Origin of the sequence: Rathayibacter sp. AY2B7 (assembly GCF_002931635.1) — a bacterium.
Taxonomy (GTDB): domain Bacteria; phylum Actinomycetota; class Actinomycetes; order Actinomycetales; family Microbacteriaceae; genus Rathayibacter.
On the sequence record NZ_PSUC01000080.1, the window covers coordinates 1 to 17,044 of the forward strand.

Below are 17,044 nucleotides of genomic sequence, written 5' to 3' on the forward strand. Positions count from 1 at the left end.
CCGGGGCGGAGGTAGGCGGCCAGCTCGTCGTCGTCGAACGACACCACGGCGACATCGCCCGGGATCGAGAGCCCCGCCTCCGCGACCGCCTGGTAGGCGCCGAACGCCATCCGGTCGTTGAGGCAGAGCAGGAGGCGGATGTCGTCGCGCCGCGCCAGCAGGTCGGCGACCGCGCGGTGGCCGTGCTCGGGCTCCCAGTCGGGGATCGACTCCTCGGCGACGAACGCGAGCCCCTTCTCGTCCATGGCGTCGCGGATGCCCGCGACGCGCTCGGCCACCGTCGCCGAGCGGAAGCGGTCGCGCTCGACCTCGTCGTTCTGCCCGATCAGCGCGATCCCGTCGCGGTAGCCGTGCGCGTGCAGCAGCTCCACCGCGGCGCGCCCGCCCGCGTACTCGTCGGGCAGGATCGACGCCGGGTGCTGCGAGTTCGTCGCGTTGAGCATCACCACGGAGGTGGAGGCGGGCAGCTCCGGCACGTAGAACTCGCGGGAGCGCATCGAGGCGAAGATGATGCCGTCGACCTGGCGGTCGAGCACCGCGTCGACGGCCTCGGCCTCGCGCGCCGGATCGCCGCCGGTCTCGAGGAGCAGGACGACGTGCCGGGCCGCCTCGGCCGCCGTGAGCGCGCCCTTGATCAGGCCGCCGGCGAAGCGCGTGGTCGCGATCTGGTCCGAGATGAAGCCGATCGTGCGGGTCTTGTCGGTGCGGAGCCCGCGGGCGGCGACGTTGGGCCGGTAGTGCAGCGCCTCGGCGGCGGCGAACACCCGCTCGTGGGCGTCCTTCGACAGTCCGGTCTCGGGCTTCCCGTTCAGGATCATCGACGCGGCCGAGATCGACAGCCCGGCCTCGCGGGCCACGTCGGCGAGCGTCACGCGCTTCTTCGCCATGCCCGCCGCCTCCCGCCGTCGCCCTTGACAAGTCTTCCGTGTGCACAGACTATATCCACACCTGAAACCTTTTAGTCCCCCGCTCAAAGGTTTCAGGCGGCCGTCCGGAGCCGCGGCTCGAGCCCCTCCGGGCGGCCGGGCACCAGCAGCACCTGCACCCACGACGAAGGAGTCACCGCATGTCTTTCCCCACCCCCGGCGCGCCGATCGGCCGCAGGACCGTCCTGGTCGGCGCCGGCTCGGTCGCGGCCCTGTTCACCCTCGCCGCCTGCGCGCCCGGAGGCTCGAGCGCTCCGGCCGCGAGCTCCTCGGTCGACGTGAGCACCGAGCTCACCAGCGACACCGTCGAGCTCGTCATCGCCGACGAGACCGGCTTCCCCGTCACCGACAAGCTGACGGAGGAGTTCACCAAGCAGTTCCCGAACGTCACCTTCACCATCAACCGCGACACCTTCGCGAACCTCACCGCCAACTCGCCGAAGCTGCTCGCGAGCGACACGCCCCCGGACCTCATCCGCCTCCCCACCATCGGCGACACCGTCAAGGACGGCCTGCTCGCGAACCTCGACCCGTGGTTCGACGCCTACGGCTGGGACGCCTGGTCGGCCTCGCAGCTCGCCCCGCTCCGCGTCGACTCCGACGGCGTCCGCGGGAAGGGCTCGCTCTACCAGCTGGGCCTGGGCTACAGCGTCACCGGCATCTACATGAACCTCGAGCTCGCGAAGCAGCTCGGGATCGACGCCCCGCCGACCACGCTCGCCGAGTTCGAGGAGGACCTCGCGAAGGCGAAGGCCGGCGGCGTCCTGCCGATCATGGCCGGCGACAAGGACGGAGTGGTCAACTTCGTCGTGCAGGCGGCGATGAACCAGTACGCCGACAAGCAGGAGATGGCCGACTGGATCTTCACGGTCCCCGGCGCCACCTACGAGACCGACGGCAACCTGAAGGGCGCCGAGCTCATCCGCACCTGGGCCGACGCGGGCTACTTCCCCTCGGACATCAACGCGATCGACTACTCCTCCTTCGTCAGCCGCTTCCAGGGCGGCGAGGGCCTGTTCGCCTTCAACGGCAACTGGGCGGCCGCCGACACGCAGACCAAGATGGGCGACGGCGTCGACTTCTTCCTCGTGCCCCCGGCCGAGGAGGGCGGGAACCACGTGGCCATGGGCGCCGCCAACTCGTTCTCGGTCGCCGCGAAGTCGTCGCACCTCAACGAGATCGTCTTCTTCCTCAACTGGATCCACACGAACGAGGCCGCGCGCCAGATCGTCGTCGACGTGACCGGTGCCGCTCCCGGCGGCGACCCGGCCCAGGCGCTCCCCGAGGTCGAGTCGGGCTCGCTGCTCGAGCAGGCGCTCGCCATGTCGGCGCAGATCGGCGCGGAGGACGGCCAGGTCGACTTCATGTCGAACGCGACCGCGGGCATCTACGCGGGCGCGATCATCCCGGAGTCGCAGCTGCTGGTGACCAGCCAGATCTCCGGCCAGGACTTCGTCACGGCCGTGCAGGAGTTCTACGCGAAGGAACTCGCCGGATGACCGCGGCCGGCCCTCTCGTCTCGAGCGCCGTCGACCGCGGGGGCCGGAGCGGGACGCCGCGCCGCAGGAGCACTGCGGCGCGGCGGGCGACCCTCGTCGGCTGGCTCTTCGTCGTGCCGGCCCTGCTCGTCTACATCGCGTTCGTCATCTACCCGCTGATCACCGGGGTGCAGTACTCGTTCTACAAGTGGAACGGCGTCGGCCCCTCCGAGTGGGTGGGCTTCGCGAACTACCTCCGCGTGTTCACCGATCCCGACCTGCTCGGCTCGATCGGCAACGCCTTCGTGCTGATCCTCTACTTCACGGTGATCCCGGTCTCGGCGGGCCTGGTCCTCGCGAGCCTGCTGCGCTCGATGCGCCCCGGCGTGTTCTCGAGCGTGTCGCAGACGATCCTGTTCCTGCCGCAGATCATCCCGCTCGCCGCGGCCGGCATCGCCTGGTCGTGGATGTACTCGCAGACCGGAGCGGTCAACCAGATCCTGCAGGCCGTCGGACTCGGCTCGCTCGCGCGGCCGTGGCTGGGCGACTTCCAGACCGCCCTCCCCGCCGTCGGCCTGATCGGCTCGTGGGTGCTCACGGGGCTCTGCACGGTCCTCTTCCTCACCGGCATCGGCAAGATCGACGTCTCGCTCTACGAGGCCATCCGGCTCGACGGAGGCACGTGGCTGCGCGAGTTCTTCACCATCACGGTCCCGGGCCTGCGCCAGGAGATCTCGGTGCTCACCACGATCACCGTGATCGCGGCGCTGAGCAGCTTCGACATCATCTACACGACCACGCTCGGCGGCCCCGGCCGCTCGACCCTGGTGCCCGGCATCTCGATCTACCGGATCGGCTTCACCCAGAGCGACGTGGGGCTCGCCTCCGCCTTCGGGATCGTGCTGATGGTGCTCGTGCTCGCCTGCGTCCTCCCCCTCCAGCGCCTCTCGAGAGTGAGCGACCGATGATCGTCACCAAGTCCGAGGTCGTCATCGGCCGCGTCGTCCTGATCGTCGTGCTCGTGCTGACCGTCATCCCGCTGGTCAACATGCTCTCGGCGGCGCTGCAGCCGGCGGACGTGAATCCGACCGGCCTCACCTGGCCGACGGACCCGCAGTGGGGCAACTTCGCCCAGGCCTTCGAGACCGGGCACGTCCTGCAGCTGATGGGATCGAGCGCCCTGATCGTGCTCGGCGTCGTCCCGATCAGCCTGCTCTTCGCGACCCTCGCCGGCTACGCGCTCGGCAACCTGCGCATCCGCGGCGGCGGGTTCGTCTTCGTGTTCCTCATCCTCGGACTCACGATCCCGTTCGAGTCGCTGATCATCCCGCTGTACTACGAGATCCAGTCGCTGGGCCTGCTGAACACGCAGTGGGCGATCATCCTGCCGCTGATCGGGCTCTACATGCCCTTCAGCGTCGTGTGGATGCGCGCGCACTTCGTCCGGATCCCGTCCGAGCTCTCGGAGGCGGCGCGCGTGGACGGCGCGACGACCTGGCAGGAGTTCCGGCGGATCCAGCTGCCGCTCGCGCGCCCGGCCCTGTCGGCGCTCGCGATCCTGCTGTTCCTCTGGACCTGGAACCAGTTCCTCCTGCCGGTGGTGCTCGTCTCCGATCCGCTGGACCGCACCGTCGCCGGAGCGCTCACCTTCTTCCAGGGGCAGTACAGCAACAGCATCCCGCTGCTCAACGCGGGCGCGCTGCTGATCATCGTGCCGACGATCCTGGTCTTCGTGATCTTCCAGCGGCAGTTCATCACCGCTCTGCTGCAGGGCGCGGTGAAGGGGTGACCGCGGTGCACGGAGTCGTGGAGTCCGGGTTCGAGGGGGTCCGCGACGCCTTCGCCGAGGCCGTCCGGCCCGGCTCGGGAGCGGCGGTCGCGGTGCGGCTGCACGGCCGGCCGGTCGTCGACCTCTGGGCGGGAGAGGCGGGGGCGGAGGAGCCGTGGCGGGAGGACACCCTCAGCGTCGTCTTCTCGTGCACGAAGGGCCTCGTCTCCCTCCTCGCCGCACGCCTCGTGCAGGAGGGGCTGCTCGACTACGACGCGCGGGTCGCCGAGTACTGGCCCGAGTTCGCCGCGGCGGGCAAGGCCGACGTGCGCGTGCAGGACCTGCTCGCCCACCGGGCCGGGCTCTCGGCCCCCCGCCTCCCGCTCACGACCGCCGACCTCGCCGACTGGGACCTCGTCGCCGGGCGCCTCGCCGAGCAGGAGCCCCTGTGGGAGCCGGGCACGGGGTACGCCTACCACCCGATCACGCACGGCTGGCTGATCGGCGAGGTGATCCGCCGGGTGACCGGGCGGAGCGTCGGCGCCGCGTTCCAGGAGCGGATCGCCGGACCGGTCGGCGCGGAGGCGTGGATCGGGTTGCCCGCCTCCGAGCAGGGCCGCGTCGCGACGATGCTCGTCGGTCCCACCCTCGCCGAGCTCACGGCGGCGCAGGCCGCGGCGCGCACCCCCGGAGTCGTCGACTGGGGCGAGCGGGCGATGACTCTCGGCGGTGCGCTGCCCGTCGAGCTCGTCGGACCGGGCACGGGCTTCAACGATCCCGTGCTGCAGGCCGCCCAGATCCCCGGAGCGGGCGGCATCGGCTCGGCCCGCGCGCTCGCCGCGATCTGGTCGGCGGCGTTCACCGAGACGGACGGCGTGCGGCTGCTCGAGGACGCGACGATCGAGCGGGCCACCGCTCCGCTCAGCAGCGGCCCGCCGGTGTGGCCGGTGCCGGGCCCGTGGCCGGCCTGGGGCTGCGGCTTCCAGCTCGGCACGGACGCGCGCCGGTACCTCACGCCGAGCGGCTTCGGGCACGACGGCGCGGGCGGACAGGTCGCCTTCGCCGACCCGGACGCGGGAGTCGGCTTCGCGTTCCTCACCAACCGGATGGAGGGGGTCGGCGACGTGCGCGCGACCCGCGTCGTCGAGGCGCTCGCGACCGCGCTGCAACTGCCCACTCCGCGCGGACTCTGACCCCTCCGCCCCACCCCCGTCAAGGGGTGGGGCGCCCGGTCGGCGCCGTCCTAGCGTCGGGGGACGGGCCGACCGGAGGGGCGGTCCGGGATCCAGGGGAGGGCGAGATGCAGAAGCTGTACTACGCGAGCGGATTCGTGCTGCTGGGCGACGAGGTGTGCTCGGCGGTCGTCGAGTACGCGCAGGCGCTGGCGAACGTGGGGAAGTCGGACCTGGTCGTGGTGCCGTCGCTCTCGGACGAGGGGATGCGCGGTGAGACCCGACTCCTGGTCGGACCGGCCAGCCAGCTCTTCACCAGCCCGGCGCTCGACCGCGGCGTCGACCTCGACGACCCGGAGGCGGTGGAGTCGATGCGCGAGAAGACCCGACGGCTCCAGCCCGCGCGGCCGACCGTGCAGCCGCGCGGCAAGGGCGACGACAGCGAGGACGACGGCGGGACCGACTACCTCTGACGCCTCAGGTGTCGAGCGTGGTGCTGGGGCGCTCGCCGAAGCGGTGGGCGTACGAGGCCGAGAACCGGCCGAGGTGCGCGAAGCCCCAGCGCCGTGCGACCTCGCTGACGCTGACGACTCCGGACTCGCCCGCCCGCAGCTCCTTCTGCACGCCGTCCAGCCGGATCCGCCGCAGGTAGTCGACCGCGGTGAAGCCGAACTCGCGCCGGAACTCGGTCTGCAGCGTCCGCAGGCCGATGCCCGCCGCGTCGGCGATCTGCTCGGTCCGGAGCGGCTCGCGGGCGTGCTCGTACATGTACTCGATAGCCTGGCGGAGGCGCCCCGAGCGGGGTACTCCGAGGTCGCCGGGAGTGTCCAGCGTCGAGTGCGGGAAGGTCTCGAGCAGGGCGACGGCGACCGCGCGGTCGGCCTCGCGGCGCAGCAGCGGCGAGCTGTCGGCGTCGTAGATCACCCGGGCGACCGTCGCGACGGTCGCCGACCAGCGCCGCAGCGCCGCGCCCTCGGGCCGTGAGGTCGTGTCGAAGAGGAGGGGGCCGCGGGTGCCCTCGACCTCCTCCGCGATGCCCTCGAGGTACGCGCCGTCGAAGTGGATGAGGTTCTGGCGGTAGTCGTGGAACTCGAACCGGCTGGGGCGGTCGTTGACGAAGATCGCCGGCTGCCCGAATCCGAGGGTCACCGCGTCGCCGTCGAGATCGGTGACGCCCGCGCCGGCGGTCAGCCACGAGACGACGTACTCGCCCTCGGTCTGGATCGAGCCCTGCACGGAGCCGGCGAACTGGCTGCCGCGGAGCGTCACATCGCCGTCGCCGACGGAGGTGTAGCGGTACGAGAAGTCCTCGCCGGGCTCGACGACGAAGCGGTGCCCGTTGTACGACTGCTCGAAGAGGGCCCGCGCCTGCTCGATGTCACGCCCGCCGATGTCGGAGCGCACGACCTCGTCCTTCTCGTTCATCCCGATCAGGGTCGCACGAGGAGCGCTCCTCACCGCGTGCCCCGAACGGGGAATTCGTTAAGCGGATAAACCAGTTGCGGGTCCGGCGGCGCGGGTCATGGCCTGGACGGTCGCCGCCTGGAACTGCGTGAGCAGCACCACGGTGTGCCGCGCTCCGGCTTCCACGGCGAGCGAGAAGGTGGCGCCGGCCGGAGTGGCCCGCCAGGAGCGGATGTCGCGGGTGCCGACGCGGGTCGAGTCTCCGGTGCCGGCGCTCCGCAGCACCAGGGAGTCGGGCAGCACGCAGAGCGCGCCCGTCACGCCGTCGACAGTGGAGGAGCACTCGAAGCCCGCGTCGTCGTGCACTGCACCGGCGAGCTCGACGAAGTCGGTGACCTCCATCGGCTCGTCGTCGTCGCGCCTGGACACGGCGCGCTCAGGCAGCGTGCGTGAGCCCGGAGGACTCGGGCTGCTGCGCCGGCTCGGTGACGATCCGCAGGCCCCGGCCGCTGTTGGCCTCCTCCATCAGTGCACGCACCCAGGTGGCGTTGATCGCCGGCATGCGGCTTCCGTGGAACGAGAACTGGAGGGGGATGGTCGGGTGCAGCCACAGTGTCTGGCGTCCGGTGCCGTGCGCGCTCGAGGCGTCGAGCTGGAAGGCGAACGCCTCGTCGCGGCGGAACTTGTTGATCATGACGATCTGGAGGTGCGCGAGCGCGCGGTCGTCGATCTCGTGCGAGGTGGGGGGAGTGCCGTAGAGGAGAGCGCCCATGGTGCGTGCCGCCGTTCTGTGCTGTGTCGCGGGTGCCGGCCGCGACGGTGGGGTGCCCGGCGAGTGCCGCCGGAAGGGGGAGTGCGAGATGGTGGGGGTGTTCGTGGGGAGCAGGACCCGGGGTGTGCTGTGCCGCCGAGTCGAGTGTCCGGAGTGTCGATCCGGGGGTGCCGGGCTCCGGGATGTCGAGCCCGGATGCCGTCGCGCCGAGCCGTCGATCCCCCCTGACGCCTGCTCTGCAGGCCCGTGGAGTCGGGCGGTCGGGCCGTCTCTCCGGCTGTTCTCCGAAAGTACGCCCCTCGTTCGGAGGGCACGTGCCGCTATCCGGAATGCGAAGCAGTGGCCCCGGCCGCCGGGCGGACTCCCAGCCGGGCGACTCCGGGGCTCAGTTGCGGGTGCCTCCGAAGGGCGGGGCGGCTGCGTCGAGACACCGTGCTCGTGCGCGAGACGCCGTCTCGGCAGTGGCGTGTCGGGCGGGCCGACGGTGTCTTGGCGTGGCGGGTGGAGCGGGAGGAGGCGTGACGCTGCGCTCACTGGACAGCGCGTGCGGCTCCGTCGAGACGCCGTCTCCGCGGCGGTGTCTCGGCGTGCGCGGGAGGGTGCGCTCCTCCGCGAGTCGTCACGCCGCCGCTCCGGCGGGGGCGCCGGCGCTCAGAAGGCGTAGCGGACGCGGCAGTAGGGGAGGCGCTCGGCGAGGAGGGCGCGGAAGCGGTCGAGGGCGGCGCGCTTGAGGTCGCGTCGGTAGCGGATGTTGACGGCGCCGTTCTCGGAGACCTTCTGCTCCTGGCGGCCAGGCTGCCAGAGCAGCGACTCCGCCGTGGGGTGCCAGCCGAGGTTCACCTCGTGCAGGCCCTCGTTGTGGGTGAGGAGGATCACCTCGGCCGCGAGCTGCGCCTTCGCCCGCGGGTGGAGGGCCGCGTCGAGCTGGTCGAAGAGCTCGGTCCAGTCCTGCTGCCAGGTCTCGGTGAGGATCACGGGCGAGAAGTTGACGTGCACCTCGTAGCCGGCGTCGACGAAGTCGTTGATCGCCGCGATCCGCTCGGCCATCGGCGAGGTGCGGATGTCGGTGACCTTCGCCGTCTCGGCGGGCATCAGCGAGAACCGGATGCGCGTGCGCCCGAGCGGGTCCCACTCGAGGAGCTCGCGGTTGACGTACTTGGTCGCGAAGGACGCCTTGGCGGTGGGCGACATCCGGAACAGCTCGCAGAGGTCGCGGACGTTCCCGCTCAGCAGCGCGTCGACGGAGCAGTCGCTGTTCTCGCCGATGTCGTAGACCCAGGCCTCCGGGTCGCACTGGTTCGCCTCTGTCTTGGGGCCCTGCTCGGCGATGTGCCGGGCGAGGTGGCGCTGGATCTGCTCGATGTTCGTGAAGAGCGTGATCGGGTTGCTGTAGCCCTTCCTCCGCGGCACGTAGCAGTAGACGCACGCCATGGCGCAGCCGTTGGCGGTGGAGGGGGCGATGAAGTCGGCCGAGCGGCCGTTCGGACGCGTGACGAGCGACTTCTTCACCCCGAGCACGAGCGCCTCCGTCTTGATGCGCACCCAGCGCGCGACGTTCGCCTCGTCGCCGTGCACCTCCGGGATCAGCCAGTGCGACTCGACGGGCACGATCTCGGCGCCCGGCCACCGCGCCACGACCTCCTGCCCGCGGGGCAGCTCGAGCGCGGCCGGCTCGGCGTAGATCCGCCGGACGTCGAGCAGGCGCCGCTCGCGGACCGGCGCGGACGCGGGGCTCGGAGCGGTGTCGGACATGAGTCCGTTCTACCGGCGACCACCGACATCCGCGGAGCAGGGCTGTCGCCCGCCGCGCAGGTCCTCCGCCCGCCTGCAGGAACCGTGGCGCCGCTCCCTCAGGATGGAGGCATGCCCTCCTCCGCCGACCGCTTCCGCCGCGCCGCCGTCGAGCTCGCGCAGACCTCCGAGCGGCAGGTCGAGTGGGCGCTCGCCGTCGCGGAGGATGCGCGCCTCCTCGCCCTGATCGACGAGCTGCCCGCGCAGCACCGGCAGCCGTCCCTGCTCTTCTCGGTCGCGCGGCTGCTCGGCGTGCCCGACGTCGACGGCGCCGGATTCGCCGCGTGGTTCCGGAGCGAGTGGGCGCGGGTGGCGCCGGTCGCCGCCGAGCGGAGGACGCAGACCAACGAGGCGCTGCGGTGCGCGCCCCTGGTCGCAGCGCTGGAGCGGATCACGGAGCCCGGTGAGCCGGTGGCGCTCGTCGAGATCGGCGCCTCCGCGGGGCTCTGCCTGGCGCCGGAGCGGTACTCCTACGCCTTCACGGCGAGCGACGGCGAGACGCGGCTCGGGTCGGGCGCGCCTCTGCTGCGGAGCGCGGTGAGCGGAGGCGCGGCGCCGGCGCGGCTGCCGGCCGTCGCGTGGCGCCGGGGTCTCGACCTGGCGCCGCTCGACGTCCGCTCGCCCGAGGACGTCGCCTGGCTGGAGGCGCTGCTCCCGCCCGACCGCCCGGAGCGGACCGCGCGGCTCCGCTCGGCCGTGGAGACTCTGCAGGACGACCCGCCCACGATCATCGCGGGCGATGCGGCCGCCGAGCTGCCCGCCCTGCTCGACGCGGTGCCGCCGGGTCTGCGGACGGTGGTCGTCTCGCTCGGGACCCTGGTCTATCTTCCGTGGGCCGCGCGCGAGAGCGTCCTGGCGACGGTCGCCGATCGCGGCGCGAGCCTGGTGACGCTCGAGGCGGAGGCGCTGCTCCCGCACCTCGTCGCCGCGCGCGGGGACCGCACGGCTCCCGAGCCGACCCCGTTCCTGCTCGCCGCCGACGGCGTCCCGCTCGCGAGCGCGGCCGCCCACGGCGGCACCCTCTCCTGGCTGGCCTGAGGCGCGCTCCCGCGCCGGGTGCGGGGTGCCCCAAGCTCGGGGAGGCGCCCGGCGCCCGGTGATCGCTCCGCCCCGGCGCTCGACCCGCGCCCACTGTTCAAGAGTTGTCGCACTCAGCGTCGAGTGCGACGACTCCTGGACTCTCGCGGAGGAGCGGACGGCGGAGCGCAGGACTCAGAGCTCAGAGCCAGAGCTCAGAGCGTCCAGCGTCCAGCGCCCTACAGTCCGTCGACGACGAGCTGCGTCGCGCGCGGGACGTAGGAGGTGTTCGTCGTCGGGTCCCAGCCCACGAGCGCGACCGCGTCGCCGCCGACGCGCGCGGTGATGCCCACGAGCGAGAACGGCTTGCCGCCCACGGCTCCGGACACCTTCCAGCCGAGCGTCTCGTCGGCGCCGGTCAGCGTCTGCTCGGTGCGCTCGACGGTCGTCTCGACCGGCACGCCCTGCATGGCGAAGAGCGTCGAGCCGGAGGCGCAGCGCGTGGTCGCGTCGGTGGCGCTCGCGAGGAGCGAGGCGGCCGCGTCGGCGGTGCCGGTGCTCGACACGACGGCGGTCATGGAGCGGTCGGCGCTGGTGCCGTACGAGAGTCCGGCGGCGGGCTGCGCGGTGTCCCAGCCCAGGCCGAACGGCGAGAGGCAGCTCGCGTCGGTCGCGGTGAGGCCGGGGTAGATCGAGTCGAGCATCTCCTGGATGCTCGCGTACTCGCCGGGCACGAACTGCACGCCGGTCAGCACGGCGGCCACTTGCTCGCCGGTCTTCTGAGCGGTGTCGGCGGTCGGGGCGGCGGCCGTCGCGGTAGCGGACGGGGCGGCCGACGACGAGGGGAGCGTCGGGGTGAACGGGCGGAGGGTCGATCCGCTCGTCGCGGTCCCTGCGCAGCCCGAGAGGGCGAGCAGCAGCGCGCCTCCCATCAGAGTCGTGCGCAGCAGTGTCTTGGACATGATGTCTCCCCCTTCGCCCGCCGGCGCCGCACCGGGGCGCCTGAGGCTAGCAGAGCCTCGAGTCCCGGAGGCGGCCCGGCGCCGCCCGCAGGACGGAGGCGGCCCGGTGGCACCCGCAGACCGGAGGCGGTCCGGCAGCGCGTGCGGATCGGAGTCGGCCCGGCCCCACCCGCACGACGGAGCCGGGAACCATGACCCCACGCCTCCGACGGCCGCTCGCGCCTCCGCTCCGCAGCTCAGATCTCCGTGTGCCCGAGCTCGGCTCCCGCGAGCAGGCGGATCTCCGGCTCGGCGATGCCTTCCAGCTCCAGCACCACGACCCGGTTGCGGCCGGCGCGGGTGACCGGAGAGGGGACGATCAGCGTCCGCTGCGGCCCGCGGCGCCAGTAGCGCCCGAGGAGGAAGCCGTTCACCCAGACCAGGCCCTTGCCCCAGTGCAGCGTGTCCACGTACAGGTCGGCCTGCTCGTCGAGCTCGAACGAGCCCGAGGCGAGCTGCGGCCCGGCCGAGAACGCCGGCGCCGCGACGGCCAGGTCGGGGAGGCACTCGAGCGCGAGGGCGCGTGCCGCCCAGCCGGTCAGCTCGGCGCCGTAGAGCGTCACGCCTCCGACCAGGCCCTTGTGCTCGCCGATGCGGGTGCCGTAGTTCACCCGTCCCTGGTTCTCGACCAGGATCGCGAGCTCGCCGCGTCCGCTCGGCAGCGTCAGCGCCCGCTCGTGGTGGTCGCGCGCCAGCACGCCCACCGGCACGCCGTCCAGCAGCACCCAGGCGCGGTCGCGCACCTCCTCGCCCACCACGAGGCGGGCCGGAGCGGAGGAGCCGTCGAGCGTCGTCGTGAAGAGCACGAAGCCGTCGTCGTGGCCGAGGTCGTCGAAGCTGGCCATCGCGTCGAGGTGCGCGGCCGGTCCGAACGCCTGGCCGAGGCCGAGCAGCGCCGGGCCGGGGACGAGCGGAGCGGTCAGGGCGGGGGCCGACGGGCGCACCGCGGGCACCTCCTCCGGAACCGGCGCGTAGCGCGCGATGACGTCGCGGAACGCCCAGAACTTGGCGGTCGGGTCGCCGCCCTCGTCCAGCGGGGCGTCGTAGTCGTAGCTCGTCGTGATCGCGGCGTAGCGGCCCTTGTCGTTCGCTCCGCTGGTCAGGCCGAAGTTGGTGCCGCCGTGGAACATGTAGATGTTGACCGAGCCGCCGGCCGCGAGCAGGGTGTCCAGCTCCTGCGCGGAGGCGTCGGCGTCCGTCGTGTGGTGCTGGGTGCCCCAGTCGTCGAACCAGCCGCACCAGAACTCCATGCACATCAGCGGGCCGGTGGGCTGGAACTCGCGCAGCGTCGCGAGGCGCTCCGCGGTCCGCGAGCCGAACGAGCCGGTGAGGTGCAGGCCCGGCAGGCTGCCGTCGGCGAGCATCTGCGGGGTCGGCTGGTCGATGGTGGTCAGCGGCACCGTGATGCCGGAGTCGCGGGTCACGCGCACGAGCTCGGCCAGGTACTCCTTGTCGGAGCCGTACGCGCCGTACTCGTTCTCGATCTGCACGAGGACCACGGGCCCGCCGGCGTCGATCTGGCGCGGGGCCACGATCGAGTACACGCGGCGCAGGTAGTCGCTGACCGCGGCGAGGTAGTTCGGCTCCGAGCGGCGCACGCCCACCTCGGGGTCGCGGAAGAGCCAGGCCGGGAGGGCGCCGTTGTCCCACTCCGCGCAGATGTAGGGGCCGGGGCGCACGATCGCGTGCATGCCCTCGGCGGCGATCAGGTCGAGGAAGCGGCCCAGGTCGAGCCCGGCGTCCTCGCGCCACTCGCCGCGGCGCGGCTCGTGCGCGTTCCAGGCGACGTAGGTCTCGATGGTGTTCAGGCCCATCAGGCGGGCCTTGCGGATCCGGTCTGCCCAGAGGTCCGGGTGGATGCGGAAGTAGTGCAGCGCCCCCGACAGGATGCGGTGCGGGCGGCCGTCGAGCTCGAAGTCGGCGGCGCCGATGGCGAAGCGGCTCTCGGGAGCGGTGGTCATCTGGATCCCCCTCAGGATCGGTGCCCGGTGTGTCCGAGCGTGAGAACGACGCGGGGCCGACCGGAGCGATCCGGCCGGCCCCGCGTCGAGCAGTGGTGCTACTCCGAGACGGTGAAGCCCTGCGCGTTGCCGTACTGGACGAGCTTGCTCTGCCAGTCGGCGAGGCCCTGGTCGAGGCTGGTGCCGTTGGCGTACGCCTGGCCGACGGTGTCGCCGAAGACGCTGTTCGCGTAGACCTGGTAGGGCAGGTACGACCAGCCGGAGCGGACGTCCTTCGAGGCCTGGGTCAGCACCTCGTTGATCTTCTGGCCGCCGAAGTACTCCGACTCCTGACCGGTGAAGTCCGAGCTGTCGAGGTCGGCCGTGGTCGACGGGAATCCGCCGCTCTGCAGGAAGACGTCGACCGATGCCTGGTCGCTGTTCAGCCAGCGCAGGAACGCGGCGGCCAGCGCCGGGTTCTCGCTCTGCTTGGTGACGGACTGGCCGCCACCGCCGTTCTCGGCGCTGACGGCGGTGCCGTCGTAGGTCGGGATCGGCGCGACGGCCCAGTCGCCGGAGGCGTCGGGGACGCTGGACTCCAGCACGCCGGGCATCCAGGCGCCGGTCACCAGCGAGGCGATGGAGCCGTCGGCGAGGCCCTTGTACCACTCGTCGCCCCAGGCGGGGGTGTCCGAGAGCAGCTTCTTCTCGACGAGCTGGTTCCAGACGCCGGTCCACTTGGCGGTGCCCTCGTCGGCGAGGTCGATCTTCACGTCCGTGCCGTCGGTGGTGAACGGCTCGCCGCCCGCCTGCCAGATCATGCTGGTCGCGAAGCCGGCGTCGCCGGTGTCGGCGGTGATGTACTTCGACGGGTCGGCGGTGTGCAGCTTCTCGGCCGCGGCCACGTACTCGTCCCAGGTGGCGGGGACGGCGATGCCGTACTGGTCGAAGACGGTCTTGTTGTAGAACAGCGCCATGGGGCCCGAGTCCTGCGGGAGGCCGACGAGCTTGCCGTCGATGTTGACGCTGCCCCAGGTGGAGGCGGAGTACTTGTCCTCGAGGTCGCCCATGCCGTACTGCGACAGGTCGAGGAGCGAGTCCGACAGCGCGAACTGCGGCATGGCGTAGTACTCGATCTGGACGACGTCGGGGGCGCCAGAGCCGGCCTTGATCGCGTTCTCGAGCTTGGTGTACTCGTCCTTGTTGGTGCCGGCGTTGACCAGCTCGACGTCGACCTTCGGGTAGGCCTTCTCGAACGCGGCGACCTGCGCCTCGGCGCTGGGGGTCCAGCTCCAGTACGTGATCTTGCCACCGGCCTCGAGGGCGGAGTCGAGGTCGGCGGCGGAGCCGGCGCTCGTGGTCGTGCCGCCACCGGAGGTGGACGAGCAGGCCGCGAGGGAGCCGGCGGCCAGGGCCGCGACGGCCGCGACCGTCAGGGTCCGCCTGAGGGCGGAACGGGCGATCTTCATGGTGGTGTTTCCCTTCACTTCTTCGTGCTGCGGGTGCTGTGGACGGGGCAGGACGCTCCGGCCGGGGGATGGGTAGGGGGAGGGCTCAGCCCTTGACGCTGCCGGCGCTCAGGCCGGACTGCCAGAAGCGCTGGAGTCCGAGGAAGGCGACGACGATGGGGATGATCGTGAGGAGCGAGCCCGTGATCACGAGGTTGTAGATCGGCTGCGCGCTGACGCCGGTGGCCTGCGCGTTCCACTGGTTGAGGCCGACGGTGAGCGGGTACCAGGTGGGGTCGCTCAGCATGATCAGCGGGAGGAAGTAGTTGTTCCAGGTCGCGACGACCGAGAACAGCAGCACGGTCACGATGCCGGGGGCGAGGAGGCGGATGGAGATGGTGAAGAAGGTGCGGAACTCGCCCGCCCCGTCCATCCGCGCCGCTTCGAGCAGCTCGGTGGGCACCGACTCCACCGCGTAGACCCACACCAGGTACAGGCCGAACGGGCTGATCAGCGACGGGATGATGATCGCCCACGGGGTGTTGGTCAGGCCGAGCTGGCTGAACATGAGGAACGTCGGGACGGCGAGGGCCGTGCCGGGCACCGCGATCGCTCCGAGCACCACGGCGAAGACCGCCTTGCGGCCCGTGAAGCGGAACTTCGCGAGGCCGTAGCCGGCGAGCGTCGCCAGGAGCGTCGCTCCTCCGGCGCCGACGACGACGTAGAGCAGGGTGTTGCCGAGCCAGCGGAGGAAGATCCCGTCGCGGTAGCTGAGGGTGTCGGCGATGTTCTGGAAGAAGACGAAGTCGCCGTCGAACCAGAGGCCGAAGCTCGAGAGCAGGCCGGCCTGCGTCTTCGTCGCGTTGATGACCAGCCAGGCCAGCGGCACGAGGCTGTAGAGGATGAAGACCGACATCAGCAGGGTGAAGGCGATCGACTTCTTGGGCTGCACCGAGGAGCCGCGGCGGGCGGCCGGGCGCTTCGGGGCGCGGGCGGGCGTCCGGGGAGCGGTCGCGAGGGCCATCAGTTCTCCTTCCGCGCGCCGCGGAGCTGCACGACGTAGGCGATCACCGCGGTGATCACGCCCATGACGATGGCGACCGTGGCCGACGCGTTGTACTGCTGACCGGCGAAGGACAGGTTGTAGGCGTACATGTTCGGGGTGAAGTAGGTGGTGATGATGTTCGGCGCCAGCGTCCGGAGGATGTTCGGCTCGTTGAACAGCTGGAAGCTGCCGATGATCGAGAAGATCGTGGCGATGACGATCGCGCCGCGCAGGGCGGGCAGCTTGATCGAGCGGATGACGCGCATCGGGCCGGCGCCGTCGATCTCGGCCGCCTCGTAGAGCTCGCCGGGGATCGTCTTCAGCGCGGAGTAGAAGATGAGCATGTTGTAGCCCACGAACTCCCACGTGACGATGTTGCCGATCGAGGCGAGGATCCAGTCGCGCGAGAAGGGCTGGACGACGTCGGAGCCGAGCAGGTCGTTGACGTTCGCGGCCAGGCCGAAGTTGTCGCCGTAGATGAAGCCCCACATCAGCACCGCGACGACCGCGGGGACGGCGTAGGGGAGGAAGACCACGATGCGGAAGAAGCCGGTGCCGTGCAGACGCCCGCTGTCGATCGCGAGGGCCGCGACGAGGGCCAGCACGAGCATCACGGGGACCTGCACGACCAGGAACAGCAGGACGCGGCCGAAGCCTTCCCAGAAGTTCGGGTCGGTGAAGATCGCGGCGTAGTTCGCGAAGCCGACGAAGGAGTTGCCGCCCACCAGCTGCTCGCGGAAGAGGCTGAGGTAGATCGAGTAGACGACCGGGGCGATGAAGACCAGGAGGAAGACGACGAGGAAGGGGGCGACGAACGCCAGGCCCTTCCACTCGCTCTTCGCCCGCGACTTCGGGGCCGCGAGGGGGGACGCCGGAGGGGCGACCTCGCTCAGCGGGACGGGGGGAGACGTCGTCGTCATGGGATTCCGTTCGGGGGAGTAGTGCGGGCCCGCCATGTTCACGTCAACATGGCAGAGCGTCACCGTAGCATGTCCACGTCGCCACCCGCGACTGTTCCTGCGTCACGGTTCGGCGCACGATGCACCACGGCTGACGGGCGGCGCGCTATAAAGGGAAGCCCATGTCACTCGAGACCGACCGCCCGTCCCCGTCCACCCGGCCGCGACGCGGCGTCTCGATGGCCGACGTGGCCCGGCGCGCGAACGTCTCGGGCCAGACGGTCTCGCGGGTGTCGAACGGCAAGCAGAACGTCGACGGCGAGACGCGCGAGCGGGTCCTCGAGGCGATGCGGGCCCTCGGCTACCGCCCCAACAGCGCGGCG

Annotated in this window: 17 protein-coding genes; 7 read left to right on the forward strand and 10 right to left on the reverse strand. The window is 71.6% G+C overall.

Annotation, left to right across the window (positions count from 1 at the left end; translation table 11 throughout):
- Positions 1-887 (reverse strand): LacI family DNA-binding transcriptional regulator (locus C5C27_RS12560; protein WP_104314557.1); only part of this gene is annotated, 887 nt, incomplete at its 3' end.
- 179 nt (positions 888-1,066) lie between these two features.
- Between C5C27_RS12560 and C5C27_RS12565 the strand changes: the two genes are divergently transcribed.
- From C5C27_RS12565 to C5C27_RS12585, 5 genes are all read left to right on the forward strand, one after another.
- Positions 1,067-2,425 carry an ABC transporter substrate-binding protein gene (locus C5C27_RS12565; RefSeq protein WP_104239128.1) on the forward strand — a complete coding sequence of 453 codons (1,359 nt, stop codon included), beginning with the start codon at positions 1,067-1,069 and terminating at the stop codon, positions 2,423-2,425.
- Positions 2,422-3,372 carry a carbohydrate ABC transporter permease gene (locus C5C27_RS12570; protein WP_104239127.1) on the forward strand — a complete coding sequence of 317 codons (951 nt, stop codon included), beginning with the start codon at positions 2,422-2,424 and terminating at the stop codon, positions 3,370-3,372. Before C5C27_RS12565 ends, C5C27_RS12570 begins: the two co-directional genes overlap by 4 nt.
- The gene (locus C5C27_RS12575) at positions 3,369-4,193 is read left to right on the forward strand and encodes a carbohydrate ABC transporter permease (RefSeq protein WP_104239126.1); all 825 of its coding nucleotides are present in this window, start codon (positions 3,369-3,371) and stop codon (positions 4,191-4,193) included. The genes C5C27_RS12570 and C5C27_RS12575 overlap by 4 nt, the downstream gene beginning before the upstream one ends.
- Positions 4,190-5,365: a serine hydrolase domain-containing protein gene (locus C5C27_RS12580; RefSeq protein ID WP_104314558.1), complete on the forward strand. Its 1,176-nt coding sequence runs from the start codon at positions 4,190-4,192 to the stop codon at positions 5,363-5,365. Before C5C27_RS12575 ends, C5C27_RS12580 begins: the two co-directional genes overlap by 4 nt.
- Before the next feature lie 107 nt (positions 5,366-5,472).
- Positions 5,473-5,817 carry a hypothetical protein gene (locus C5C27_RS12585; protein ID WP_104314559.1) on the forward strand — a complete coding sequence of 115 codons (345 nt, stop codon included), beginning with the start codon at positions 5,473-5,475 and terminating at the stop codon, positions 5,815-5,817.
- Positions 5,818-5,821: 4 nt separating this feature from the next.
- Here the strand turns inward: C5C27_RS12585 and C5C27_RS12590 are convergent, their stop codons facing one another.
- From C5C27_RS12590 to C5C27_RS12605, 4 genes are all read right to left on the reverse strand, one after another.
- Entirely contained in the window at positions 5,822-6,769 is a 948-nt protein-coding gene (locus C5C27_RS12590; protein ID WP_104314560.1) for an AraC family transcriptional regulator, read from the reverse strand.
- Between the two features lie 57 nt (positions 6,770-6,826).
- On the reverse strand, positions 6,827-7,177 hold the full coding sequence (locus C5C27_RS12595) for a hypothetical protein (RefSeq protein WP_104223412.1): 351 nt from the start codon (positions 7,175-7,177) through the stop codon (positions 6,827-6,829).
- A 7-nt stretch (positions 7,178-7,184) separates the two neighbouring features.
- Positions 7,185-7,520, reverse strand: coding sequence for an ATP-dependent DNA ligase (locus C5C27_RS12600; RefSeq protein WP_104223411.1), 336 nt, complete (start codon positions 7,518-7,520; stop codon positions 7,185-7,187).
- Positions 7,521-8,171: 651 nt separating this feature from the next.
- Positions 8,172-9,272 carry a spore photoproduct lyase family protein gene (locus C5C27_RS12605; protein WP_104314562.1) on the reverse strand — a complete coding sequence of 367 codons (1,101 nt, stop codon included), beginning with the start codon at positions 9,270-9,272 and terminating at the stop codon, positions 8,172-8,174.
- A gap of 111 nt (positions 9,273-9,383) precedes the next feature.
- Between C5C27_RS12605 and C5C27_RS12610 the strand changes: the two genes are divergently transcribed.
- Positions 9,384-10,349 (forward strand): DUF2332 family protein, encoded by a 966-nt coding sequence (locus tag C5C27_RS12610; RefSeq protein ID WP_104314563.1) that lies wholly within the window; start codon positions 9,384-9,386, stop codon positions 10,347-10,349.
- A 218-nt stretch (positions 10,350-10,567) separates the two neighbouring features.
- On the opposite strand, the gene C5C27_RS12615 is transcribed toward C5C27_RS12610, so the two are convergent.
- The 5 genes from C5C27_RS12615 to C5C27_RS12635 all read right to left on the reverse strand — a co-directional run bounded on the left by C5C27_RS12615 (position 10,568) and on the right by C5C27_RS12635 (position 16,682).
- Complete coding sequence (locus C5C27_RS12615) at positions 10,568-11,290, reverse strand: hypothetical protein (RefSeq protein ID WP_104251287.1); 723 nt, start codon at positions 11,288-11,290, stop codon at positions 10,568-10,570.
- A 236-nt stretch (positions 11,291-11,526) separates the two neighbouring features.
- Positions 11,527-13,290 carry a beta-galactosidase family protein gene (locus tag C5C27_RS12620; RefSeq protein ID WP_104314564.1) on the reverse strand — a complete coding sequence of 588 codons (1,764 nt, stop codon included), beginning with the start codon at positions 13,288-13,290 and terminating at the stop codon, positions 11,527-11,529.
- A gap of 98 nt (positions 13,291-13,388) precedes the next feature.
- A complete protein-coding gene (locus tag C5C27_RS12625) occupies positions 13,389-14,738 on the reverse strand; it encodes a sugar ABC transporter substrate-binding protein (RefSeq protein WP_104223423.1) in 1,350 nt (449 codons plus the stop codon).
- Between the two features lie 85 nt (positions 14,739-14,823).
- Positions 14,824-15,633: a carbohydrate ABC transporter permease gene (locus C5C27_RS12630; RefSeq protein ID WP_258062773.1), complete on the reverse strand. Its 810-nt coding sequence runs from the start codon at positions 15,631-15,633 to the stop codon at positions 14,824-14,826.
- Positions 15,634-15,740: 107 nt separating this feature from the next.
- A complete protein-coding gene (locus C5C27_RS12635) occupies positions 15,741-16,682 on the reverse strand; it encodes a carbohydrate ABC transporter permease (protein ID WP_104223405.1) in 942 nt (313 codons plus the stop codon).
- Between the two features lie 161 nt (positions 16,683-16,843).
- Here C5C27_RS12635 and C5C27_RS12640 point away from each other — a divergent pair.
- Positions 16,844-17,044 (forward strand): LacI family DNA-binding transcriptional regulator (locus C5C27_RS12640; RefSeq protein WP_146079683.1); only part of this gene is annotated, 201 nt, incomplete at its 3' end.

Excerpts from the sequence above, each read along its gene's own strand:
- C5C27_RS12565 (WP_104239128.1), top strand. The coding sequence starts at position 1,067 with ATGTCTTTCCCCACCCCCGGCGCGCCGATCGGCCGCAGGACCGTCCTG.
- C5C27_RS12570 (WP_104239127.1), top strand. The coding sequence starts at position 2,422 with ATGACCGCGGCCGGCCCTCTCGTCTCGAGCGCCGTCGACCGCGGGGGC.
- C5C27_RS12575 (WP_104239126.1), top strand. The coding sequence starts at position 3,369 with ATGATCGTCACCAAGTCCGAGGTCGTCATCGGCCGCGTCGTCCTGATC.
- C5C27_RS12585 (WP_104314559.1), top strand. The coding sequence starts at position 5,473 with ATGCAGAAGCTGTACTACGCGAGCGGATTCGTGCTGCTGGGCGACGAG.
- C5C27_RS12590 (WP_104314560.1), bottom strand. The coding sequence starts at position 6,769 with ATGAACGAGAAGGACGAGGTCGTGCGCTCCGACATCGGCGGGCGTGAC.
- C5C27_RS12600 (WP_104223411.1), bottom strand. The coding sequence starts at position 7,520 with ATGGGCGCTCTCCTCTACGGCACTCCCCCCACCTCGCACGAGATCGAC.
- C5C27_RS12605 (WP_104314562.1), bottom strand. The coding sequence starts at position 9,272 with ATGTCCGACACCGCTCCGAGCCCCGCGTCCGCGCCGGTCCGCGAGCGG.
- C5C27_RS12610 (WP_104314563.1), top strand. The coding sequence starts at position 9,384 with ATGCCCTCCTCCGCCGACCGCTTCCGCCGCGCCGCCGTCGAGCTCGCG.
- C5C27_RS12615 (WP_104251287.1), bottom strand. The coding sequence starts at position 11,290 with ATGTCCAAGACACTGCTGCGCACGACTCTGATGGGAGGCGCGCTGCTG.
- C5C27_RS12620 (WP_104314564.1), bottom strand. The coding sequence starts at position 13,290 with ATGACCACCGCTCCCGAGAGCCGCTTCGCCATCGGCGCCGCCGACTTC.
- C5C27_RS12625 (WP_104223423.1), bottom strand. The coding sequence starts at position 14,738 with ATGAAGATCGCCCGTTCCGCCCTCAGGCGGACCCTGACGGTCGCGGCC.
- C5C27_RS12630 (WP_258062773.1), bottom strand. The coding sequence starts at position 15,633 with ATGTCGGTCTTCATCCTCTACAGCCTCGTGCCGCTGGCCTGGCTGGTC.
- C5C27_RS12635 (WP_104223405.1), bottom strand. The coding sequence starts at position 16,682 with ATGACGACGACGTCTCCCCCCGTCCCGCTGAGCGAGGTCGCCCCTCCG.